The following is a 23,844-nucleotide window of genomic DNA, read 5'->3' on the forward strand; positions in this document are numbered from 1 at the left end:
TGTTCACGACACGTCCTGCGGCAACGACAGAATAGCCAGATGCTTCAATACGGGGTGGATGACATAGAACGTACTGGCGTCCTCATCGCCTTGCTCCTGGGGCGCGGGCAACTCACCCTCCGAAGCGTAATGCCGCATCACTTGGCAGAGAAGGTCCGCCCTGATACCGGCATCGTAGGCGCGATCGATATCCAGGCTGCGCGCAGGCCTGGGATAATGCCTTCTTGCCACGACCGGCCCCGTGTCTATGGACGGATCCAGTATCAAAGCCGTCACGCCCGGCGCATCCCTGTTCAGCAAGGCATAGTAGACCGTGGTACTTCCGCGGTATGAGGGCAACCAACCGGAGTGCATATGCAGGAACCGCGGCCCCAGCCGCAGCACCTGCGGCGAGACGATTTGCCCGCCATAGCCCGAATAAATGACCACGCGCGCACCCGTCGCAGCGATCATTTCCGCCGCCTCGGGAGCATTGACGTCCCGCGCGGCGCAATGCACGGTCTGGATGCCCGCCCTTGCACACGTGACGGCGACCGGTTCGCTAAGATCGGGTAACTGCACCCCCTGCCAAACCCGTGGCGCGACCCCTGTCCGGGTGGCGGCCGCCATACCCGAAGCCCCCAACAGGATCACTTTCTCCGGCAGCAGGTCATTGGAGACCAAAGCCTGCACGTAGGCCTGGGAACGGGCCGTCTCGGCAGCCAGAAGCACTATGCCTTCAAGCGTCATTGCGAACTCCCACGCAACCCGGCGGCCAGGTTATGTGCGTGCACTCTCTCTGCTCTGACCAGTATTCTCACCCGTTCCATCTGTGCATCGTCCAGCTTCTCATGCAGCGCCGTAAGGGTGTCCAGGCATTTGAGCAAAGCGTTGAGATATTGAAGACGCCGCACCTTCCCATAGGCCAGCTCGAGTACCTCCCCCAGCCGGACATACGGGCCTAGCGCCCGGTAGTCATCCGTGTCGACCGGACGCCAATTCTCGTTGTATTCCGCGTGCACCCTCTTTGTGACTTCGAAGCGTTGCACGAGCCGATCCAGTTCGGCCAAGCGGGCACCGTCGGTCTCTCCCGCCACGAGCGCGCGTTCAAGTTTATCGAGCAGTGTCTCGGTGGGAGTGATGGCGGCTGGCGTTCTCGATCCACCGCCCTGCCGCTGTGCGAGGGCCAGGAACGCATCGCGTTGGCTACGCCATGCGTCGAGAAATGCCTCGCCCTGAAAGCCCGAGTAAAAGTAGGTATTCCGCTCCTCGAGCAGATCCCCGGATGCGTATTGATAACGTATGTCCTTGCTCACAGCGCCCTCGCCGTCGCCAGTACCCGCGCCGCCAATGCCGCGATGTCGCCACACTCGCCGGAGGAATCAATGATCATGTCCGGAGATGCCGGCCTGGGAAATGGGATGTCTATACCGACCACATTCGGCGTCGTACCGGCTCGAGCGGCGGCATACAGCCCCTTTACATCTCTCCGCTGCAATGCTTCCAGGGGTGCATCCATGAATACCTCGAAGTATTTCCTGAACCGGGTCCGATTGAGCGCCAGCATGTCGGGAAATATGGCAAGCATGCAGCAAACGACATTGATTCCTTGTCGATCCAGCATTTCGCAAAGGGCAGCGATGCGTTCCGCGTTGAGCCTGCGGCCCGACACGCTATAGGCATCGGCGGTCCGGTCATGTTGGAAGACAGCGCGCAACTCGTCGCCGTCCAGCAGCACTGTATTGGGCTGCGCTTTCGCCCACTGCCGCTTGACCTCACGCCCTAGCGTCGTCTTTCCAGAGCCCGACAGTCCAACAAACCAAATCACCATGAGCCACTCTCCCTTAAGCGTCGCGCCACGGAGCCTCGATTTGCATCATAGCAACCGTGGTCCCGCGATCTCATCCAGGCTCATTAGGGCCTGCGCCGCGACGTTAGCCGAGAAACCGAAATATGGCGCGAAATAGTGCCTTCTAAGAATGCGCCGCGATTTCTCTTGCTGTTGCCAGATGACCTCGTCGTTCAGCAGCCGAGCAATGGCATTGGCGCCAGGCTGCACGTGGACAAGATATTTCCGAATGCTTACGTCTGGCGAATCCTCGCCTGTAAGCTCATCCTGGTGCGCCCCCGGCACATCGAGCAACAGGAGCCGCTTGTCGGCATATATCCCTGCCAAGGGCGGCCCGCCATAATCGAACAGCATATAGTCGGCAAGTTGATATAGCGGCAGATTGTCCGTCGCATCGGCCAGTATGCAGCTGAAGGCGTGCCGGCGAAGCTGTTCAACGCGCTCAGGTTCGCTATCCGCCATGAACGGATGCAGCTTGACCACGACGTTGTAGCGGGCCATCAGGGCGCTTATTTCTTCATCGAACCAGCCCACGGACGAAAGCGTCTTCCATGTCGGAAGCCATACCACTGTTTCCTTCCCGGGGTCGCAACCATAGCGTTCCGCCAGCGCGCGGCGGTCGGGCTTATCGGTGAAGTAGCGGTCAAAACGCGGGTAGCCTATCTGTACGATCGCAGCATCACTGCAATGCGCGAAATTCATGGCGTGGTAAGGCCCGAAGCACATGATTACGTCATACAGAGCATTCCACGGGGACAGGTTCCACCCAGATTTACCCGCCGCGTACATATACCGCACGTTTCGCTCCGCAAGTCGAGTGATGAGCGGCCGGTCTCCTAACTCAACGGGATGATTGGACACCAGGGTCCGATATTTCGTGTTCGAGGCGAGAAGCTCGGCGCTCGACTTGATGCCACATCGCCATGTTGCGAACACGTCCCGATCCAAGGACGCAGCCGAATCATGGAGGACAATATCGAAGGAGCCTTCAGGCAGTACATCCCACACCGGGGCGAAATGATTCCGCAGTTCCAAGCTCTGCACCAGGAACGCGACACGCTCCACGACCGGCCCGTTGTGCGGGGCGGGTCGATTATTACGTGGAGCCACAACTTGCGCGGGCGACCAAGCAGCCGCGCGCCGGGCGGCCAGCACCCTTAGCTCTGCCTTCACCTCGTCGAACATCTCCCGGGTAGAGGCGTGCGCAAGCTCTGCGCGCGTGGAAAGGTCCGCGAAGTCAGTTCGGGAAACCAGTTGCGCCAGTCCGACCCGGATTGCGCGCGTTTCGTTGCCTACGGACGATACACTCGCTTCCAGCGCTTCTAGACGTTGACGCAGGGCCGCCGCGCCGGTAAGCAGGTCTCGGGATTTTCTAAGGAAATTTCGACAGCTCACTATATACCTGTTGATGGTGGCTAACGTGGCCACGGTCGAACCCAAAAACGGATACGGTCACATGCTTACGGAACTGCCGCCATATCCACAAGGAACACGTTGCGATTCCGCACATCGCATCGGTATCACCGCAACTGAAGCGCCGGGCAGCGATTCAGGCCTCGAGGCGGGACCAGACTACGGCCAAACACGTCGCGAAGGATGATAACAGCCGCGCTGCGGGCCAACCGAACGGGGCGCGCGCCCTAATTGATGGACCGCCCTATGCTAAAACAGACGAGTCCTCCGCGCGACACCACGGCCGCGGAGGCCAACGCCGATCCGCCCGTATCAGCCGAGCGGGCGATGCATGGCGGAAGTGGCTGCTTTCGCACACTACGAGATGAACAAATATGGCGATTCCCTATCACGTCAAGTTCCCCTACATCGACCTATGGAAAGGGCTGATCCGCGGCAAGCTACTGATTCAGCGCCGACTGCGGAGGCATCTCCGGGACCAGAGCAAGGGATGGCCTAGCGAGCAGCGCTACACGCACGGGTACTTCTATCAGGGTCTGGAGGAACTGGGGATCACCGGAGCGAAACCCACCGGCTTCCGATTCAGGCAGTACGACGTGGATGCCATTCTCAAGGACGCCGATGTACTTGATATTGGCAGCAATTGCGGGTTCGTGGCGGTGTACTGCGCCAGGCTGGCCCGCTCTGTCGTTGCTGTAGAGCTGAACCCCTACCTTAACCGCATTGCGATGGAGACCGCCCGTCATTTCAAACTTCATAATGTCGAGGTGGTTGAAAGCGATTTCACCAAATACGAAACCGACAGAAAGTTCGATGTCGTCCTTTCTTTTTCCAACCATCATACCATCGACGGCAACCTCAACATGGGCTTCGAGGCCTACATCGAAAAGATCGCGGGAACGCTTAAACCAGGCGGTTATCTGCTATTTGAAAGTCATAATGTCTTCGCCCCAGGAGCCGGGGGGGTCGGCGACGATGGCGACATGGAGCAGAAAGTGGCGATCATGAATAGGCTTTTCGACATCGAGCGCTATAAGATGGTCCGCTGCTTTCTGAAGCACGGAGTGGAAGACCTGGACAAGCTATTCATCGTGGCCCGGCGTTCCGACTCCCCACGCCCTGTGGAATTCGACTTGTCGAAAGCAATCCAGAGATACGAATACTAGGCGACCAGACCCATAGGCGGGTGGATTTCACGCCGTGCGGCGCGCGAGGGCCTGGTACCTCCACGGGTCTGCATGCACCGAAGCGCTGTTGTAGAGAATCTTAAAAGGATCCAGGCGCAAACGTTCACACACCGATGGGAATGAAGAATCATCGAAGAGACCGATCCATCGTTGCATCCCGCGCGCCCGTACCTCGCTCCTGGGATGAGCCATCAGGAACAAAGACTTCTCCACGGCGGACAAGGGCTCGTCCGGTTCCGCGCCCACCCCGAACACGTGACGAAACGCGGCACGGATCACCGCCGGTTCGGCCAGATCGAGCGCCCGCTCAATGACGACAGGTATCTCGGCAAGCGTGCCGAGCTCGCGGTCATTCGAGCTCAAGTTGCGGACATGCCGTCGGTACTGGACATCCCGCTCTTGCGATATACCGAGCGAACAGCCGGCGCCGCAGGCGCGCAACCAGTAATCGTAATCTTGAAGCTGTATCAGACCTTCATGGAAAAGCCCGATGCGCTGGACTGCCTCCGCACGCATCAAGACTGTCGGCGCGCAGAGGAAATTATCCCTGAGCAGCAAGCGGCAAAGCATCGCGTCCGGCGCCGGCACTGTATCGAAGAACACCGGGTACGCGGTGTCCGGCAGCCGGCGCCCGTCACCGTCGATGAGGACGGGCCACGAGAACACTATGTCGTGCCCGCCGCTCCTGGCGAAGGCGAGTTGTCTGGAAAACCGCCCGGGCAGGCAAACATCATCCCCACCTAGCAGGGCGATATGCTCGCCTTCCGCGGCCAGCATTCCGGCATTGATGGCGGCGCTGGGACCTCGGTTCGCTTGACGGATCAAGCGAACCGAGGTCCCGAATACCGATTGCACTTTGTCGCCGCTATCGTCGGTCGAGCCGTCATCGACCACGATGACTTCGAGGTGCCCCTGCTGCTCGGCGAGCACACTCCGGACCGCGTCGCCGATGAATCTGGATTGGTTGAAGACCGGGATAACGACGGATACGGAAGGCTTCGGCATGCCGTCACGCCATGAAGGACTTTATCAGGCCCGCAACGCTATCGACGTCCTCCATCGACATCTGCGGCCAGATAGGGAGCGAAAGGGACTGCCGCGCCACGCGAGCTGCAATAGGCAGGTCATCATCCGTGAGCGCCATGCCGGCATAGGCCTGCTGCGCGTGAGGCGGAATCGGGTAATGAATCAGCGTCGTTACGCCTTTCTCGGCCAGGAAGTGCTGCAGTTCGTCCCTTCTATCGGTCCGGACCACGTATAAGTGATACACGTGTTCCGCGCCTTCGGGTACGTGAGGCAGCGCAAGGCCCTGGACACCGGCCAGCGCTTGCGTGTAGCGCGCGGCTATCGCGCGGCGCGCCTCGTTCCATTGGTCCAGCAATGGAAGCTTTACCGAAAGCAATGCCGCCTGGATTTCATCCAGACGCGAGTTCACACCGGCGACCTGGTGCACATACTTCTGCGTCGACCCGTAATTGCGCAACCTGCCCAGCTCTTCCGCCAGCGCATCATCATTGGTCACCACCGCGCCGCCGTCACCCAAGCCGCCCAGGTTCTTCGTCGGGTAAAAACTAAACGCCGCCGCATGCCCCAGCACGCCGGCTCGCTTGCCCTTGTAGAGGGCGCCATGTGCCTGCGCCGCGTCTTCAAGCACGAACAAGCCGAACTCATCGGCGATCTTCATGATCGGGTCCATGTCGGCCGGCAAGCCGAAAAGATGCACCGGCATAATGGCCTTGGTATTGCCGTTGATCTTCTCCCTGATTCTGGCAGGGTCGATGGTGCAGAGTTTCTCGTCGACCTCCACCGGAATCGGCGTTGCACCAGTCATGGACACAGCCAGCCACGTTGCGATGAACGTCTGTGAAGGGACCAAGACCTCGTCACCAGGTCCGATACCTCGGGCACGCATTGCAAGCGCCAAGGCGTCAAGTCCATTGCCCACGCCGATACAGTGGCGTGCGCCGCAGTAGTCGGCAAACGCCTTCTCGAAGCGGGACAGTTCCGGCCCCATAATGACGTGACCGCTAGCGAGGACGCGGCTGAAAGCGCCTTTCAGTTCTTCCGCGAGCGGTCCATGTACTGCCTTGATGTCGAAGAAAGGGATCATTTGTTGCCTCGTTGCGCGACCGCGGACAGGAAGTCCTGATAATCACGGATGTAATCTGACTCCTGGTACGGCATGGAAGCCAGAACCAGGCAAACCGCGCCGGAAGAGAAATTATTAAGTTCGCGCCAAACGAACGACTTCATCAGGACCCCCTGCCACGGCCGGTTGCAGCTTATCTTGACGCGTTCGTGGCCATCATCCACGATCAGGTCAAAGCTGCCGGCAACGGAAATAATGAGTTGCTGCAATTCATGGTGGGCATGCCCGGCGCGCTCCTCGCCGCTCGGGACATCGTATAGGTAATACACCCGCCTGATCGGAAAGGGTACGTGGCGCTCGCCCTCCACGAAGGTCAGGTTGCCGCGCGGGTCGGTTATCTTGGTCAGATCCACCAACTCGATCGCGCCTCCAAGAAACGTTTTGGTCGGCTCTGTCATATTCGCGTCTACCTTACTCTGATTCAATTTGTATGCCTCTCCGACGACCTCACGGCATTGACGACATCGCGCAGCTCGACATGATAGTCGTCATGCACGCTGAAAATGTCGTCGCGGCGGTAGGCCCGTGGCCCTTGCATGATCGCGACTTCGGCGCCGGATGCGCGCCCCAGCAATTGCCACATATACAACTGGTGGCTGTGATGGTCCGACGCCAGCACAATAACGCGTGTACCGGGCCTGCACCACGCGATATTGGTCATCTGGGCGCCTGTGGGGCCTACCACGACGTCCGCCTGCTCAAAAACCCCTATCTGCTCCTCGATGGACAGTTTTTCGGGGTGGACCACCTCGAAGCCCAAGTCCATCAACCCAGCCTCCAGCTCGTCCTGGTTGAGCAGGTTGCGTATCGCCCCGCGCCGGGCGGCGTATACCTTCCGTCCTCTGCTGGGGCCGACGAGGCCTCCGATGGCGTGGCGGCAGCGATTCACGACTGCCCGGATACGCTCGACGTCAAGCGCGGTCTGCCTCGCCGCCACACCGCCCTCGTAAGCGTCTACCACCACCGAAACGTCCGAAGGCTGATATAGAGTCTCCGTCCTGTAGAGCGTGTACCGCTCCAGTTCGACTATGCGCCGCCGACCACCATTCGCATACAAGAGTAGACGTCGCAGATTATCGTGCAGCCCTTCGTCGATCAACAATGGAACATGCGCGGGTATATCCGTCTGTTCGACGAGCAAGAGCCTTGGCAACACCTCGGTAAGGAGGTGAAAATAGTTGGACGAATATTCGTGCATCAGGCTGATTCCGGAGGTCAGCCGGGCAAGCTGCCGAAGCCCGAACCCGATGTAGAACTTCGATGATTCCGTCCGACGAGCCCGGCCGTATTTTACCCACGCCCCCGGCTCGTCGAAGAAAAAATCTTCCTCATCGTGGATTAGGGTTTGCGCCCCGCCTAATACGTAACGCGTGCCGGCCAACACATGCACGTCCCGCAGTTCTGCGACCGATACTTCCCGCGGGTACGGTTGTGACTCCAGGACGCCCTCGGCCGTGCCTGCGGCACGATAAATCAACCGGCCTCGGACACCAGCGCCAGCGTCACTGAGGGCCTTCTCGACCGATGCGATCCTGAGTATGGCGGACGCCGGAGCGGCTTCCAGGCTCAGCGGCAAACCGCTCAGACGTCCATTGAGTGTCGCTATGGACGCGAAATGATTCGGACCTGCGGCCGGACGCCGTCCTTCGTGTCGGCCATACTGCAGGTAATGGACCAGTGGATCTTGCCCCGCGGCGACGACATCGGGATTCTCGAAGGCATACCATGCCGGGTCGAACAGCGGCCCGGGTAGATCACCGCGCGGTTGGCCGAACTCTACAAAGTATTCCAGCGGATTCGTCTGCTCGCGGCAAGTGTCTTCATGCTGCGTGACATACCACTCGGTGGAAAATACCGGATTGGGATCCCGTCCCTCTCCGGCGCCGTATCGCAGGTAATGGACCAGTGGATTCATTCCGCCTGCCGCGACGTCCGGATAGCGTGCCAGATACCATGCCGAGTCGAAGTACGGATTGGGGTCCCGGCCCTCCCCTGCCCCGCGGGTAAGGTAATGAACCAGCGGGTTGATTCCCGCAGCGTTAACGTCGGGATACCTCGCGAGATACCAGTTGCCGTCGAACAAGGGACACGGCTTACGCCCCCGGAATGCACCGACGAAAAGATAATGCAGCCAAGGAAAATATCTTCCCAGTCTGCCGACACCGGTAGTCGCGTACCACTTCGCGTTGAAAAGAACATCGAAGTCCGCCACACGCGTGGCACGCCATCCCTGTTCCCAGGCCGTGCGGTAGCGGCGCATCGCGCGCCTCACGCCCTTGACCAGAGTGGTAAATCGATGAATCGGTGTCATTGGCCTATGCGTACAGTGAGGAGGAGTATGCCGAATGACGCCTTCACCTGCCGCACGACGCAGCGGCGCGGACCCATTGGAGCTTCCGGTTCATGCAGCGAGAGGTGAGCACACACGGCCTACACCCCGAAATAGACGGGCACGACATCCTGGGGTGGCCCTTCCATCCTTATTTTCCCGTGCTCCAGCCATATAACGCGGTTGCAGGTGTTCATGACCAGCTCGCGAGAATGGCTCGCGATCACGAGGATATTCGTCGCCGCGACCAATTCCGAGAGACGCTGCTCCGCCTTATGCCGGAAACCCTCGTCCCCGACGGACAACCACTCGTCCATGAGCAGAATCTCCGGGCGGATTACCGTTGACACGGAAAATGCAAGACGGAGGTGCATGCCGGAAGAATACGTACGGACCGGCATATCGATGAAATCGCCCAGCTCTGAGAATTCCGCGATCTCGTCCATCCGCTCCTTGATCTCCATCCGGTCCAGGCCCAGCAGCGCACCCCGCAGGAAGATATTTTCCCGGCCGGTCGCTTCGGGGTCGATGCCGAATGAGATATCGATAAGGGAGCCGATCTCGCCTTTGATACTGGCTCGTCCGCTGGACGGCTCATACACCCCGCTCAATAGCCGAAGCAAGGTACTTTTACCAGCGCCGTTATGCCCGACGAGGCCCACCCGATCGCCGTCGCGTAGCTGCAGCGTCAGGTTATCCAGCGCACGCACTGTCACCCGGCCATGCTCGTCCGCGCCGAGTTGGCCACCGGTCGCAACCTGGAACAGCCTCTTCTTCAAGGACCTGGCGCTGGCGTTATAAATGGGAAAATCTACACTGACCTGATCGAAATCGACAGATGCCATAGCGAGTTATACCGTTAATTTTTATAGCCAGTATGCGATGCGACGACGGAACTTGCCATAAAACAGCAAAGTTACCACCCATCCCACCACGGCCATGACGAGCGAAACCACCCAGTTCTCCGTAGACGGCAGTTGACCCAGCAGAGGTGCCCTGACTATCTCGATCAGGTGGAAAAAGGGGTTGGCGTCGATTATGTAGGCACTTGCGCGGCCTGGAAGCAGATGCGGCAGCCACATAATCGGTGTCAGATAGAAAACGATCTGCAATCCGCTCGTGACGATCTGCGGAATATCCCGATACCTGGCGCAAATGGTGGCGAGGCAGATGCAGACCCACAACAAGTTGACCATAAGCAGCAGAAACCCAGGCACGCTGACCAGGGCGACCCAGCCCAATGGTTTTCCGACCACCACCAATACAAGCGGGAATATGACGATGTTGTGGGCCAGGATTATCATGTTCCGCCACAACATCCGGAAAATATGCACTGGCAGTGGGATCGGGAGTTGCTTGATGACGGCTTCTGCCGCGATGAACCCCGTGCAACCTTCCGTAATGGCGGTAGAAATGAACCCCCAGATGATCAGCCCGATAGACAAGAATGGCAGAAACTGATCCATGGGCGAATTGAAGATCTGGCCGAACACGATGCCGATCGTACCAATCACGACGCCCATGCTGATGGTCAGCCAAAACGCGCCGACAGAAGAGCGCCGATAGCGTTGCCGTACGTCTTGCCAGCCCAGCGTCCCGGCGAGGTGGTAACGACGCACCGCGCCGCCCAGGTCGGACGCCGTCCCAGATATCAGTTTTGTAACCATGAGGAATGTGCGAGGGATGATGCGTTAGGCGCCCGACCGACGATATGGCCTCGCCAGCATAAGGCGGTGAACGCGGGAAAACTCGGATTGTATGGTCTCGGGGCTGTTTACAGGGATGATGGTTTGCGGCAGGGGATAAAGGTGGGGGAGCACCACCTTCGCCCACGTGTAGCCCGCGCCCTCCAGGGCATAGAGGAACGCCCTTTCAACGGCGTGGGCGAGCGTGCCATCGATCTGGCCCTGCTCTTCGTCGAAGTCATCGAAACCAAGCTGCAAGTCCAGCAAAGGGCGAAGCGCCTCGGTCCGCGCCCAGAACATCGACCCCGAAGGCAATTCCAGGAACACGTCGTCGCGCAGGTCGGTCCCCATACGCGCCAGTAGCGCTCGAGTCCGGTCGTAATTCTCCCCCCACTTCAGGTGATTACGCAGCGGGAAGAAATGTTGCGGAAACACCATCCCGACGCCGTCGTGGCGCAGGAGCTCAAATATCGATTTAACGATTTCCGGCGAACCCAGCAAATGCTCGTAGAGGTAATCGCGCCAAGGGGCCAACATATCGCCCCCATGTGGCGATTTTTTCGTATGCAGGCTCAGGACGTAGTCATACCGCTCATAGACATCGGCGAAGCCGACCAACTTGGGCGCGATATCCCGACCACGGTTGTGAAACACCCGCAACTCGACACGCCCCTTGCCATACCCCGCGAACTGCGCAGCGATGCTGGCTTTCTTTTCTTCGCTCGTTGTCGATATGTATACATCGAGGCCGGTGGGAACGTTTTCCAGGTACTTTCGTATAAGGCCGGCCATGTCGGGATAGAAGACATGGATGACAGCGCAGCAATTTACCTGCGGCTGGCGGACGACGTAGCGGAACGGAACCTCGAAGGCGTAGTCATCCCGGTCACGGGGCCGGTTGGGTCCGGGTCGAGATACCGCGTCGCCCGAGTACGCAGCCCGGTACAGGCGCCGGAAACCGGCCACGCCTTCCCGGCGATACATACGGACGATCTTCCCGGGAATTGCCAACAAGCCGCCATTAAAAAAGGCAAAGCCGGCAATCGTCTTCAATGCACGACTGACGTTGCTAAACATGGCGCGGAAGATCCTCCGACAATTGCGCTTGGGCACCTCGCAACCAATCCCACGTGCGCTGCAGTCCTTCCACGAACGGGGTTGTTGGAGCCCATCCCATCTCGGTAGCAGCCAGGCCAATATCCAGGACGTTGGTCGGCACATCTATGGGCCGATCATTCTCGAATTCGATGGGTAGAGGCACACCGGAAACCCGCTCTATCGCCGCGACGATTTCGATCAGCGAGCGCCCAACACCGCTGCCGATATTGAACACCCGGCTCGGCCCCTCGTGAGCGATGGAGGCGATAAGGGCGGACACGACATCTTCAACGTATAGATAGTCGCGTACGGTAGAGCCGTCGCCCCATATGTGTACAGGGCGGTGCGCCAGCGCACGTCTCATGAACATGGCGATGGCGCCCTGGTTGCGCTGCGCCCATTGGTAAGGTCCATAAGGGTTGGCCACCCTCAGGACACGCTGTTCCAGCCCGTAGCAATGTTCGTACAGCGCCAGATACCGTTCTATGGATAGTTTTGATATGCCGTAGGCCGAGATGGGCTGCGGCAACGCACTTTCGGGCGTGGGGACGATCGTCGGCCTTCCATACACCGTACCTCCGGAAGAAACGAAGATGACGCGACGGACACCTGCTTGGCGGCAGAATTCCAGCAGCTGCAGCGTACCTCCGACGTTGTGCGACAGATCGGCGAGCTTATCAGCATCGGCACTCGACGGCGTGGTGGTTCCCAGCAAGTGGAAAACCACATCACAGTGCTCCACCGCGGCCTGCAGTTGCGCGCCGTCGAGGAACTCTTCTCCTACCCATTCCACCGCTGCATCGCAACGAAACAGGCCGCGACGGCCGAAACCTTTGACCGCCTTGGCCCGGCCATACAAGGAGTTGCAGAGGTTGGTCCCCAGAAAGCCACCAGCTCCTAAAACCAGACAACGTGATTCTTCAATACGCATGATGAGGACCCTTACGCCTGGGCACCGGGCAACTTGCGCCCCGTATCCTGGGTCAGGGCGCTGAACACGGCCGCCATCCGCCGCCCTTCCACGGCCCAATCCGTTCCGTGTGCGGTCTCCAGGCCGGCCAGGCGCAGGCGCTCCGCCTCCGCAGGATTTTCCAACACGTCACAAATCGCGCTTGCCAGCGCATCGATCGACGGTCCCTCCAGGCGGCAATTACTGTCATTCAGCAGCCACTCCGTGCAGGGAGCGCGATTGCTCACGACGGGTACGCCGCACGCCATGAGCTCCAGCGGCAGCAGGGAAAGATTGGAAAACGATAGCACCAAGCTCACATCGCAGCGCCCGTACAGCTCGGCCAGCTTATCCAGGTCGACAATGCCCACGTCTTCGTAGGCAAAGGGGATCTCGAAGCCGCTAAGCCGGCCTCCAGCCATGATGACGGAGACATCGGGAATGCGGCGGACGACTTCAGCGAGGACGGCCACACCGAGCTCGAAGCCGCGTCGGGGCGTCAATGGCCGCGCGTAGAAGAAGACCGCCTTCCCGGACCTGGGTCGCGATGGCTGGGGCTTGTAGAATTCCCGATCATAGGAGAAACCCACCGGGTGCGTTTCCATGCCATATTCCGCGCGCAGTTTGTCGGCCAACCAGTTCCCTGCAGTAAGCCCGATGAACCCGAACCTGTAGGTTTCTTCCGCCAAAGCATACTCCGTACCGGCAGCATAAAAAAACGGCTCGAAATCCTGCACGAAATAACACTTGTGCAATGTAGACCGGAAATTCCGGACGTCGTATGCGGTATGCCAGCCCGTGGCGACCGAAATTGCGGCTGGCGGAGCGCTCTCCGCACCGATGTAGACTTTCGCCCGAAGCGGAAAAAACCATTCAGCGATATCCTTTTCCATCTGGGCGGCATCGATAGACGCCAGATTGGCGGTCGACGAAATGATCCTGCATTCAAACCCCAGTTCCTCAAGGTTCCGAATGAAGCGGAATATATTCAAGTGCCCGCCGGATCCTCGCCCCGGGCGCGGAATGAACCAGTTGATCGTGTTCGCGTCAACGTCACTGACGGTTACCGGGGCGCCAAACGGCCGCAGGCGGGTGAATTCCAGCGACTCCGCCACCGGGATCTTCTTCAGTACATTGGGATTCAACGCCACGAGAGCCGCGCGGCGCGTCAATTCGAGGAAGCCATGCTCCTTGCGAAAACGTAGCGCGCGCTTCGCGCGGCCTACCCAAACTTGGTAGCTCATCGTCACCCCTCTGTGCGATCCGATTGATTCAGCGCCCCCATCAGGCGCTTGTCTCTGGACAGCCAAAGACGCATCTTGGGCGAGATACGATGGGGCCGCGACCCGAGAAAGTGCCCGCAGGATCGCAGCAGATTATCGACAGGGCGGACGAGAATCGCTCTGATATCTTGCTTCCATACATTACATCGCCAGCCGTAGCGAAGGTCCGCCCAACTGCATCTCAGCCACGTGCCGATCAGGTGTTTGAGCGAGGGCACCAAGACATAACCGAACAGGCGGTACAGCGCGTGCGACTCGTCGAAGCTACGCCTCAAGAGCTCCATGGCGTGAAAGTCGTGGGAATGGAAAACGCATGCATCATGCGCATAGGCTTTTTTCCAGCCCGCCTCAATGACCCGTTGGGCCCATAGCTGGTCTTCGGCGAAATCCACATCTGGATAGGGCAAGCTGGCCCAAACGCTGCGTCGGATCAACGCATTATTGTCCGAGAAAAAATGCAAATACTGGCGATAGCCCGCGTCGGCCTTGAACCTGGCGACGTCCGCCAAATGGACGATAGGCTCATGGGCGAAGTTCTGGAAATGGCGGGCCAGATCCCGTTTGGTGTATGGATCGGCTTCCGGATACGCAATATGACGCCCGAAGACCCCGGCAATGGCGGGATCGCTGTCGGCGACTTCCACCAGCCGGGTCAACCAGTGTTCATTCTCCGGCAAAGCATCATGGGTGATCATCGCGACGTACTCGCCATCGGTCATCGAGACGGCGAGATTCCGCGTGCGGCCATGGCCGAAGGCAGTCGGCGGTATGCGATGCAGCCGCAATCGATGATTCGTGCACGCGTTGACGTATTCCACCGTACCGTCGGTCGAACCCGAGTCCACCACCAGCACGTCGAACGGGAACGACGTCTTCTGTGCGAGGACCGCCGGTAGCACTGAACGGAAGATGAGGCCCGGGTTCTTCGTCGGGATAACTACCGAGACCTTCATCTGCTGCCGCCGCTCCACCCCTTCGATGGGAAGGGGCGCGTCACAGTCCGGCATCGAAGAACTCTGCGTCGGACCATGAAGTGCCGTTCGCATCTTTCTGGGAAAGGCGGGGTTCGATGCCCTTCGGCCAATCAATGGCGAGATATGGATCGTCCCAGGCTATGCAGCGCTCGTGCTGGGGCGCGTAATAATCGGTCGTTTTATAAAGGAAATCCGCGCTGTCGCTTGTTACGCAGAACCCATGCGCGAAACCCGGAGGGATCCATAGCTGTCGCCGATTCTCCTCGGATAGCTCCACGCCCACCCATTTACCGAACGTAGGGGAGCCACGCCGGATGTCCACGGCAACGTCGAAAACGGTGCCCGAGGTTGCGCGTACGAGTTTGCCTTGCGCCTGCTGGATCTGATAATGCAGACCGCGCAGCACCCCCTTGCTCGACCGTGAATGGTTATCCTGCACGAACGTCGCATGCGTACCAGTCGCTTTCTCAAAGGCCGCCTGATTGAAGCTTTCGTAGAAAAAACCCCGCGAATCACCGAACACCTTCGGCTCGATAATCAGTACGTCCGGAATTGACGTGGGGATGACGTTCATTGCGGTGCCACCTCTCTGGCGATTCGAAGAACACAAGGCGCCTTGAAATTCCGCCGGAGCCGGCCCGCGAAGCACGCAAACGGGTCGTCCCAACGGGGTCGATACATGGGTGTCGCTAGGGGGACAGGATATCGACAGGCTTCAACGGGCAGCATTGCGCGGCTCCGGGGGAGCGCCTGGGGGTAGGGGATTGTACCCCACCCCCGCAGGGGGAAGCCGGGCGGGCCACCGCCTTACAAGCCGCGATGAAAGTTACATACTTATACGGTCATGCGGCAAAGCGCCCCTGCCGCGCCCGCCCGGAGAGTCGGGCAAGCGCACCTCTAAAGTCGACTCCGCCCGCCACGCCGCCAAGGCGCATCCGAGCTTTTCGGGAGCGACGCTATAACTGTCCAGATACAGGTTGACGTCGCGGTTGGTCTTTTCGTCGCCATCCCGATATTGCGGATGCTCGCCGACAATAATCGAATAATGCACACCGGCAAACAAAGCCAAATTGCTGTGAACGCAGAAATTCTGCGTGTAGGGGGAAGAAAGGGCCAGCGCCCGCGTCCCAGGCCGGCAGAATATAAGATTGGTAAAACTGGCGCCCATCGCTCCTATCACCAACTCCGAATCGTGGAACAGGCGGACCTGGTCAGCGAAGGATAGGACTGAAGGGTCAACGATCTCGGCGCCGAACTGCCTTGCGACCTCTTCCACCTGCGCGGCGTTGGTGATATTGCGGCCCCATGGACGCACCAGGAATACGATTCGTCGGGGATAGGGGTCCGCCTCGGAAATACCGAGCGCAGAGAACACCCGCTCGCGCAGGAATCCAAGCATTCCGAAGCACAGGGCTCCCCCCTTCCATCCGGCGTCCTTCAGGTTGTCGGGAAGATGGGTCCCCACCGACGGAATATGCAGCTTGCCCACTTGCAACAAAGTCGTCCGCGATACGCGGATTAGCGGCCACCCCGGCAGTACCAGCGCCAGGGATTCGAATTCCGCGGCCGGCATGTCGGCGTCCACGATCAGGGGAACGCCCTGCAGATCCGGCGCACCCGCTATCAGCCTCGCCTTCCCGAGATACTCGATCAGCCAGTGGTAATAATTCGGGCTGCACCGGCCGCTCAATAATATTGCTTCTCCAACGCTCTGCCTTTCCTCATAGTCGAACTTCACCACCACCTGGTTTCGCGTGCCCCGAACACCGGCGACATATTGCCAGATCCCCGCCACGAATCCCGCGTTAGGATCGGCGGCGGGCTCATAAAGCAAGAAGTCCTTCCCGAGCAGCACCTGGAACCCGCCAATGACCAGCGCGTCCTTGGCCGTACATATCCACTGGGCCGGTACGGTCACCGTGCGCACGACTGGCGTTTCCCTGCTCGCCGAAATGCGCGGTTCAGGAAAGCTCATAGGCCGTGGCGGCGAGATATGACGCAGTTGGCAGTCGCGATGGTTCAAATGCTGTGGGGGCGTTACCCGGTATATCCCGCCAAGGACCCGGCGCCCGAACTTGGTGCGCGCCCTCTCGCATCCGTAGGCCCACATGACCAGCCACAAACGGGCGCCACGGGCTGCCGCGCCGAATACGACGGTTCGCTCATACGCCAGTTGCTCTTCATTGGTCTCACGACTAAGGCGCGCGGCGTTCCACAGCTGCCGCGTGGATGCATATCGAGCCCACCGCCGCCCCGGGTTGCGCCACTGGCGGCCTTCGTCGTACCCGTATCGCCGGAAATGTACGCGAGGGTCCAACCCGCTGTGGGCGACGTCCGGGTATGTACGCAGGTAGTACGTCTTGTTCAGAAAGAATGTTGCTAGAATAGCGGCGACAAAACGGCGGCGCAGACTCGCGGCGTGCTCTGCCACACGGTTCGGATAGCGCCCCTCTTTCCTGCCATATTCAATATAATGGGCAAGAGCATCTACCCCCGCCGAGCGGACGTCGGGATAACGATCGAGATAATACTGGCCGTTAAAATAAAATCCGCCGAGTCGGCGCCTCACTGAGCTCATGCCACCTCTCTCTTTTCACTTCCCTGCGGGGAAACGTACTCAGCCATTGCCCACATGCCAGCCGATCCGACGTCCTTCTACGTACACCCGCTCGCTGACGTACAATCCACGAAAATCGGGGCTCGCACGACGATCTGGCAGTTCAATGTAGTGCTAGCCGGAGCGCAGATAGGCGAGAATTGTAACGTTTCCGCGCACTGTTTCATCGAAAATGATGTCATAGTTGGCAACAACGTGACGATCAAATCCGGCGTATACCTTTGGGATGGCGTACGACTCGAGGACGACGTTTTCGTAGGGCCGGGCGTACGGTTCACTAATGACAAATATCCACGCTCCAAGGTGTACCCCGAGCAGTTTCTACACACCATCGTGAAGCGCGGGGCGTCCCTCGGTGCGGGTGCCATCCTCACTCCCGGCATAACAATCGGCTGCGGCGCCATGGTCGCCGCGGGCGCTGTTGTAACTCGGGACGTACCCGAACATACGTTGGTTGCCGGCAACCCCGCGACGATTCGTCGTCGCCTTGCCCTCGGCCATGCGGAGAGCGGGGAGATGCATACCCCCGACGCGACAGGATCGGCACCCCCGGCCTGAATTCCCTCAGTATTACCCGGGAACACACCGGCGCGCAAAGCGCGTTCCATTCCCGTGACGATCAGCATATGGTAGCCAGGACGTGACCGAGAACCGCTGCGCCCGACCGGCGCTATTGAGCAGTGAAGTACTTCCGGCGCTGCTTTATTTTGCCCTGATGCTGGCGATCGGTGTCCTCGTGCGCGATATCGCTTTGCAGCCAGCACTTCTGACACGCTTAGCGGATTTTCCGCAAGCGCTGAAGGAATTCGATCGCGTTACCGACCCCGGCTCGTTCCTTATCGCGGCACGCGATATCGCCAACACGGGTTGGGTGGCTCCCGGAAATATGTGGGTGGTGCGCCTGTGGCCGCCGGGTTTTATGCTTCTAGAAGGATGGATCCTGCGGCTGGGCGGCGATTCCATACCCTTTATCGGGGTGCTGCTGGTATTCGCCTGCCTCGCCTACACGGCGATGCTGGTGCTGACGCGACGTTTATTGCTGCAGTTCACGAACAGCTTCGCCGCATTTGCACTTCCGCTGATACCGTTCGCTTTTCCCTTTGCCCGGGTCTTTCTCCTGGAACCAGCGGGCCTCGTCCTTGGTGAGGGTTTCGCAATCGCCTTCTTCGTCATGGGTGCGGTCCTGCTGTTGTCGTGCAGCCAGAACTATAGGCTGAGAAAGGCGGTATGGGCTGGTGCGTTGCTGGCCGCGTCGGCCTACTTTCGTTCCCAGTACGAGCTGCTGATCTCTTTTCTGACAGCGGCCGCCATTCCTTTCGGAATATGGTATTGGCTCCGCACAAGGAGATCCGCGCAGGACGGCCGGGCCCATGCTCCAGGGAAGAATTCAGCAATAAAGGCAATGGCAGTCTCTTTGATCGCTGCCCACGTATTAATGGCACCGTGGCGGGTCCACAACTACCTGGATAGCGGCAGCACAAGCTGGGTACACACCCAGCAATTGGTCATCCGAAATGCCCTGGCCACGCAGGAAGAGCTGACCAAGATGAACGCATGGTTCGTTATGGAGGGTGGAGGCGACCTCGCCTGCCGTTTTGAACCGGAATATTGCGGCAAGACCGAGCCGTCGCTTTTCTACAAAGCGTTCTTCAAGAACATTATCCCGTGGTATCACGCCAAGGCGCAGCTTATTGGGCGCTACTGGTTCTCATCGCCGGAGAACCTGGGGCGGCTAATTTATCCCAACACCACGGTGGACATCATATACAGCGGAATCAATCTGCTTATATTGGCGCTGACAGTACCACTGCTGGTGTTTATACGCCGCTGGAATGGCGCGCCGGCAATGTACTGGCTGCAATCTGCGTTTTATGCCTGCTTTTTCTGTATAGTGACCTTTGTTCAGTTCGAGGCCCGGTATTTCTATCTAATAAAATTCTTTTCCACTGTCACGTTCGTGGTCCTTCTGGCAGTGGCGTGTAAAATGTCGCGTTCGGCCGTGCGGCGGATCTCATTGAACGCGGCCCCCAGCCTGGATGAAACAAAATGAAAGCGGTAATTCTTGCCGGCGGCCTCGGCACGCGACTGAGCGAAGAGACAACGGTAAAGCCGAAGCCCATGGTAGAGATCGGAGGTAAACCGATCCTGTGGCACATCATGAAGGGGTATTCCGAACATGGAATCCGCGACTTCGTCGTGTGCTGTGGCTATAAGGGCTATATCATCAAGGAATACTTCGCCAACTACTTCCTCCACACGTCGGACGTGACGCTCGACATCGAGCACAACACGATGGAGGTCCATCGCCGGCAGGGCGAACCCTGGCGTGTCACGTTGGTGGATACGGGAGAGAGCACGCAAACCGGGGGGCGGCTGAAACGAGTACGGTCGTTTCTTGCCGACCAAGACGCCTTTTGCTTTACCTACGGAGATGGCCTGAGCGACGTCGACATCGGCAACCTTGTCGCATATCACCGCGAGCATGGCAAGCTCGCGACATTGACCGCGGTACAGCCGCCCGGACGCTTCGGGGCATTGAGCCTGGACGGCAACGCCATCACCGGCTTCAAGGAGAAGCCGCAGGGGGACGGCGGGTGGATCAATGGCGGCTTCTTCGTGCTATCCCCCAAGGTCATCGATCTTATTTCCGACGACGCTACCATCTGGGAACGCGAGCCGCTCGAACGGATCGCCGCCGACGGGCAACTCCGGGCCTACTTTCACGAAGGTTTCTGGCAGCCCATGGACACGCTCCGCGACAGGAACATGCTGGAAACACTATGGACCGAAAATAAGGCCCCCTGGAAGACCTGGCCATGATAGACGCGGCATTCTGGAAAGGGAAACGGGTCTTCCTTACCGGCCACACCGGGTTCAAGGGAAGCTGGGCCAGCCTGTGCCTGCAACGCGCGGGCGCCATCGTCACCGGGTTCGCGCTGGAGCCCGCCACCCGTCCTAGCCTGTTCGAAGTGGCGCACGTTGCCGACGGAATGCAATCCGTCATCGGCGATATCGCGGACGCAGCCCACGTAAGCGCCACGATGCAGCGGGCATCTCCTGACATCGTTATCCATATGGCAGCCCAGGCGCTGGTGCGCCAGTCGTATGCGGATCCGGTTGGAACCTATGCCACCAACGTAATGGGACTGGTGCATGTGCTGGAAGCGGTGCGCAACACGCCAAGCGTGAGGGCGTTCGTCAATGTCACGAGCGACAAATGCTACGAGAACCGGGAATGGGTGTGGGGCTACCGCGAGAACGAACCCATGGGCGGCCACGATCCGTACAGCAGCAGCAAAGGCTGTGCGGAATTGATTACGGCGGCGTATCGCAATTCTTTCTTCGCCCCCCATGCCCACGACAAGCACGGCGTGGCCGTCGCATCCGCGCGCGCGGGCAACGTCATTGGCGGGGGCGACTGGGCTAGCGACAGACTGGTTCCGGACATATTGCGCGCCATCGATAGCGGCCAGCCCGTACAGATTCGCTATCCAGCATCCATAAGGCCCTGGCAACACGTCCTCGAACCCATCAGCGGCTATCTGCTTCTGGCACAACGGCTGTTCGAGCGCGGCCCGGAATTCGGCGAGGCCTGGAATTTCGGTCCCGATGAGTCGGATGCACGGCCGGTTTCCTGGATTGCCGATGCCATGGTACGGAAGTGGGGGTCGGGGGCCAGCTGGACGCGCGATACGGCGAATCATCCCCATGAGGCGACTTATCTGAAGCTCGATTGCGCGAAGGCGAAGACCAGGCTCCATTGGCATCCCCGCTGGACATTGGACACCGCACTCACCCGCATCGTTGATTGGCATCGAGAATGGCGAGCGGGCCATGACATGCGAGCCGTCACGCTGGCGCAAATCGAACGCTACGACGCCGACCACGACACGACTCAACATAGCAAGGATATTTCGTGAACCAACAGGAACTTCGCCAACAGATATCGGCGCTGGTCGCTCAATACGGCGCGCTCGCCGGTGCCCCTGTCCCCTTCGTTGGCGGCAGCACCCCCATCCCGGCATCGGGCAAGGTGGTGGGCACGGCCGAAATGCAATTGATGGTCGAGGCCTCGCTGGACGCATGGCTGACGACCGGGCGTTTCAATGATGAATTCGAGAAACGCCTGGCGCGCTTCCTGGGCGTCAACCATCTCATTACGGTGAACTCAGGCTCTTCGGCCAATCTCATCGCCTTTTCGACGCTTACGTCCCCGCGGCTGGGAGAGCGGGCGATCCGGCCCGGTGACGAGGTCATCGGCGTCGCCGCGGGATTCCCGACGACCGTCAATCCCATACTCCAGTTCGGCGCGGTTCCGGTATTCGTCGATGTCGATATCCCCACCTACAACATCGACCCCCAACGCATTGAAGCCGCGATTACCGGAAAAACCAAAGCCATCATGCTGGCGCATACCCTGGGGAATCCGTACAACCTCGAAGTGGTGACCGCGCTGGCGCGCAAGCACGGACTTTGGCTCATCGAAGACTGTTGTGATGCCCTGGGATCCACCTATGATGGCCGCCTTGTAGGGACCTTCGGCGATATCGGCACGCTCAGTTTCTATCCCGCCCATCACATCACGATGGGTGAAGGCGGAGCGGTTTTCACCAATAACGCAGAGCTCAAGCTCATAGCCGAATCGTTCCGAGACTGGGGTCGCGATTGCTATTGCGCTCCCGGCAAGGACAATACCTGCGGTAAGCGTTTCTGTTGGAAGCTGGGCAACCTGCCACAAGGTTACGACCACAAGTACACCTACAGCCATCTAGGCTACAACCTGAAGATCACCGATATGCAGGCCGCCTGCGGACTGGCTCAATTGGACCGTGCGGATGACTTGATTGCCGCACGTCGTCGCAACTTCAAATTCCTGAAAGAGCGCCTGAAGAGCTGCGAGGAATTCCTGATTCTGCCTGAGGCCACGAAGAATTCCGACCCGTCATGGTTCGGCTTCCCCATCACGCTGCGCTCCGAAGCCAACGTGGACCGCGTGGACTTCGTGACCTATCTGGATCAATACAAGATCGGCACGCGACTGTTGTTCGCGGGCAACCTCACGCGCCAGCCCTACATGGTGGGCCGTAATTTCCGCGTCGCGGGCGATTTGACCAATACGGACATCATCATGAACGACACGCTGTGGATCGGCGTGTTTCCGGGATTGACGCAGGAGATGCTCGAGTTCGTATGCGACAAGATAGAGGCATTCTTCGGCCTTAACTTCGATTAATCCCATGGGAAGCGGCGGGCTCGGTTCACCAACACTGCGGCAATTAACTGCCGGCGGCGCGGAGATCTTCGCACGCGGCTTCTCGAGCGTTGATTGGGAACGGTTGCGCGGCAAGCGTCTGTTCGTCACTGGCGGGACCGGTTTCGTCGGATGCTGGCTGCTGGAGGGTTTGCTATGGGGCAACCGCCAATTTCAATTGGATATGGCGATCGACCTACTGACGCGAACGCCTTCCAGGTTCCGGGACAAAGCACCGCACCTGGCCGAGGACCCTGCCATCTGCCTTATCCGGGGCGACGTGTCGGATCTGACGGCGGTGCGTGGCGCTTACGATAGGGTGATCCATGCCGCGGCGGACGTCGGCAGCCCCAGTACGAATCCGCTCGACATGTACGAAGCGATCGTCAATGGCACCCGACAAGCGGTCGAATTGGCGTCACGCTCAAGCGCCTCGCGCTTCCTTTATCTGAGCTCCGGAGCGGTTTACGGACCGCAACCCGCCACCATTCCCTACATTCCCGAGTCATACACGGGAGCGCCACCGCTGGACCGGCCTGCGTCGGCTTATGCGCAAGCAAAGCGCGCCAGCGAATGGATGGTCTCGACGCTCTGCTCGCAGCGAAGTATCACGTGGATAAGCGCGCGCATCTTCGCGTTGACAGGCCCCTATATTCCGCTGGACGGGCATTTCGCGATGTCGAATTTCCTGAGCGATATCGTGCGACAGCGGCCTATCAAGGTCAAAGGCGGGACAGGCGTGCGGTCGTACCTTTATGGCGCCGACCTCGCGCTATGGCTGATCGCCTTGCTTACCCGCGACCAAGCCCGCGGGACCTATAATGTCGGCTCGCAATCGGCTGTGACGATTCTCGATATGGCGCGCCAGCTTTCCATGCTGGCCTACGGCGAGCCGCGCCTAGATGTCGAAGAATGCGGCGCGGAAAGTCTTGCCGGCAGTCAGCGGTATGTGCCGGATGTCGCCCGGGCGACCACCACGCTCGGCCTGCAGCAGTACACCGACCTGGACAACGCACTCAAGCACTCGATCGCGTGGGCGCGCCTGCAAAGCGATCGCCTCAGCCATTAAATACAGGACCGC

23 protein-coding genes are annotated in these 23,844 nt (G+C 59.5%); 7 read left to right on the top strand and 16 right to left on the bottom strand.

Features of this window, described 5'->3' with window-relative positions:
* Positions 1–3: 3 nt before the first annotated feature.
* Genes BAU06_RS24705 through BAU06_RS24720 form a run of 4 tightly spaced genes read right to left on the bottom strand, consistent with a single transcriptional unit; the run spans position 4 to position 3,256 of the window.
* On the bottom strand, positions 4–729 hold the full coding sequence (locus tag BAU06_RS24705; RefSeq protein WP_066356922.1) for a formyltransferase family protein: 726 nt from the start codon (positions 727–729) through the stop codon (positions 4–6).
* Positions 726–1,295: a hypothetical protein gene (locus BAU06_RS24710; RefSeq protein WP_066356927.1), complete on the bottom strand. Its 570-nt coding sequence runs from the start codon at positions 1,293–1,295 to the stop codon at positions 726–728. The genes BAU06_RS24705 and BAU06_RS24710 overlap by 4 nt, the downstream gene beginning before the upstream one ends.
* Entirely contained in the window at positions 1,292–1,810 is a 519-nt protein-coding gene (locus BAU06_RS24715; protein ID WP_066356930.1) for an adenylyl-sulfate kinase, read from the bottom strand. Before BAU06_RS24715 ends, BAU06_RS24710 begins: the two co-directional genes overlap by 4 nt.
* A 45-nt stretch (positions 1,811–1,855) precedes the next feature.
* On the bottom strand, positions 1,856–3,256 hold the full coding sequence (locus BAU06_RS24720) for a CDP-glycerol glycerophosphotransferase family protein (RefSeq protein WP_156770330.1): 1,401 nt from the start codon (positions 3,254–3,256) through the stop codon (positions 1,856–1,858).
* Between the two features lie 359 nt (positions 3,257–3,615).
* On the opposite strand from BAU06_RS24720, the gene BAU06_RS24725 reads away from it, so the two are divergent.
* Positions 3,616–4,407 (top strand): class I SAM-dependent methyltransferase, encoded by a 792-nt coding sequence (locus tag BAU06_RS24725; protein WP_066356936.1) that lies wholly within the window; start codon positions 3,616–3,618, stop codon positions 4,405–4,407.
* A gap of 27 nt (positions 4,408–4,434) precedes the next feature.
* On the opposite strand, the gene BAU06_RS24730 is transcribed toward BAU06_RS24725, so the two are convergent.
* The 12 genes from BAU06_RS24730 to BAU06_RS26405 all read right to left on the bottom strand — a co-directional run bounded on the left by BAU06_RS24730 (position 4,435) and on the right by BAU06_RS26405 (position 17,473).
* Positions 4,435–5,433, bottom strand: a complete 999-nt coding sequence (locus tag BAU06_RS24730; protein ID WP_066356940.1) for a glycosyltransferase family 2 protein — start codon at positions 5,431–5,433, stop codon at positions 4,435–4,437.
* A gap of 4 nt (positions 5,434–5,437) precedes the next feature.
* Complete coding sequence (locus BAU06_RS24735) at positions 5,438–6,538, bottom strand: DegT/DnrJ/EryC1/StrS family aminotransferase (protein ID WP_066356942.1); 1,101 nt, start codon at positions 6,536–6,538, stop codon at positions 5,438–5,440.
* Entirely contained in the window at positions 6,535–6,975 is a 441-nt protein-coding gene (locus BAU06_RS24740; RefSeq protein ID WP_066356944.1) for a sugar 3,4-ketoisomerase, read from the bottom strand. Before BAU06_RS24740 ends, BAU06_RS24735 begins: the two co-directional genes overlap by 4 nt.
* A 23-nt stretch (positions 6,976–6,998) precedes the next feature.
* Positions 6,999–8,888, bottom strand: coding sequence for a glycosyltransferase family 61 protein (locus tag BAU06_RS26400; protein ID WP_082988463.1), 1,890 nt, complete (start codon positions 8,886–8,888; stop codon positions 6,999–7,001).
* A gap of 119 nt (positions 8,889–9,007) precedes the next feature.
* Positions 9,008–9,751, bottom strand: a complete 744-nt coding sequence (locus BAU06_RS24750) for an ABC transporter ATP-binding protein (protein ID WP_066356947.1) — start codon at positions 9,749–9,751, stop codon at positions 9,008–9,010.
* A 21-nt stretch (positions 9,752–9,772) separates the two neighbouring features.
* Positions 9,773–10,573 (bottom strand): ABC transporter permease, encoded by an 801-nt coding sequence (locus BAU06_RS24755; protein ID WP_066356950.1) that lies wholly within the window; start codon positions 10,571–10,573, stop codon positions 9,773–9,775.
* A gap of 24 nt (positions 10,574–10,597) precedes the next feature.
* On the bottom strand, positions 10,598–11,668 hold the full coding sequence (locus BAU06_RS24760; RefSeq protein WP_066356952.1) for a rhamnan synthesis F family protein: 1,071 nt from the start codon (positions 11,666–11,668) through the stop codon (positions 10,598–10,600).
* Positions 11,661–12,620, bottom strand: a complete 960-nt coding sequence (locus BAU06_RS24765) for an NAD-dependent epimerase/dehydratase family protein (protein WP_066356955.1) — start codon at positions 12,618–12,620, stop codon at positions 11,661–11,663. The genes BAU06_RS24760 and BAU06_RS24765 overlap by 8 nt, the downstream gene beginning before the upstream one ends.
* An 11-nt stretch (positions 12,621–12,631) precedes the next feature.
* On the bottom strand, positions 12,632–13,882 hold the full coding sequence (locus tag BAU06_RS24770) for a glycosyltransferase family 4 protein (protein WP_066356956.1): 1,251 nt from the start codon (positions 13,880–13,882) through the stop codon (positions 12,632–12,634).
* 2 nt (positions 13,883–13,884) lie between these two features.
* Positions 13,885–14,928 (bottom strand): glycosyltransferase family 2 protein, encoded by a 1,044-nt coding sequence (locus BAU06_RS24775; RefSeq protein ID WP_231933959.1) that lies wholly within the window; start codon positions 14,926–14,928, stop codon positions 13,885–13,887.
* Entirely contained in the window at positions 14,915–15,469 is a 555-nt protein-coding gene (gene rfbC, locus BAU06_RS24780; RefSeq protein WP_066356958.1) for a dTDP-4-dehydrorhamnose 3,5-epimerase, read from the bottom strand. The genes BAU06_RS24775 and rfbC overlap by 14 nt, the downstream gene beginning before the upstream one ends.
* 252 nt (positions 15,470–15,721) lie before the next feature.
* Positions 15,722–17,473: a glycosyltransferase family 61 protein gene (locus BAU06_RS26405; protein WP_082988465.1), complete on the bottom strand. Its 1,752-nt coding sequence runs from the start codon at positions 17,471–17,473 to the stop codon at positions 15,722–15,724.
* Positions 17,474–17,527: 54 nt separating this feature from the next.
* Between BAU06_RS26405 and BAU06_RS24790 the strand changes: the two genes are divergently transcribed.
* From BAU06_RS24790 to BAU06_RS24815, 6 genes are all read left to right on the top strand, one after another.
* Positions 17,528–18,070 (top strand): acyltransferase, encoded by a 543-nt coding sequence (locus tag BAU06_RS24790; RefSeq protein ID WP_066356961.1) that lies wholly within the window; start codon positions 17,528–17,530, stop codon positions 18,068–18,070.
* Positions 18,071–18,152: 82 nt separating this feature from the next.
* Positions 18,153–19,562: a hypothetical protein gene (locus BAU06_RS24795; RefSeq protein ID WP_156770331.1), complete on the top strand. Its 1,410-nt coding sequence runs from the start codon at positions 18,153–18,155 to the stop codon at positions 19,560–19,562.
* Entirely contained in the window at positions 19,559–20,332 is a 774-nt protein-coding gene (rfbF, locus tag BAU06_RS24800) for a glucose-1-phosphate cytidylyltransferase (RefSeq protein WP_066356964.1), read from the top strand. The genes BAU06_RS24795 and rfbF overlap by 4 nt, the downstream gene beginning before the upstream one ends.
* Positions 20,329–21,432 (top strand): CDP-glucose 4,6-dehydratase, encoded by a 1,104-nt coding sequence (gene rfbG, locus BAU06_RS24805; RefSeq protein ID WP_066356967.1) that lies wholly within the window; start codon positions 20,329–20,331, stop codon positions 21,430–21,432. Before rfbF ends, rfbG begins: the two co-directional genes overlap by 4 nt.
* The gene (gene rfbH, locus BAU06_RS24810; RefSeq protein WP_066356968.1) at positions 21,429–22,745 is read left to right on the top strand and encodes a lipopolysaccharide biosynthesis protein RfbH; all 1,317 of its coding nucleotides are present in this window, start codon (positions 21,429–21,431) and stop codon (positions 22,743–22,745) included. Before rfbG ends, rfbH begins: the two co-directional genes overlap by 4 nt.
* A gap of 4 nt (positions 22,746–22,749) precedes the next feature.
* The gene (locus BAU06_RS24815; RefSeq protein WP_082988466.1) at positions 22,750–23,832 is read left to right on the top strand and encodes an NAD-dependent epimerase/dehydratase family protein; all 1,083 of its coding nucleotides are present in this window, start codon (positions 22,750–22,752) and stop codon (positions 23,830–23,832) included.
* Positions 23,833–23,844: the final 12 nt, after the last annotated feature.

Origin of the sequence: Bordetella bronchialis, assembly GCF_001676705.1 — a bacterium.
GTDB lineage: Bacteria > Pseudomonadota > Gammaproteobacteria > Burkholderiales > Burkholderiaceae_B > Bordetella_C > Bordetella_C bronchialis.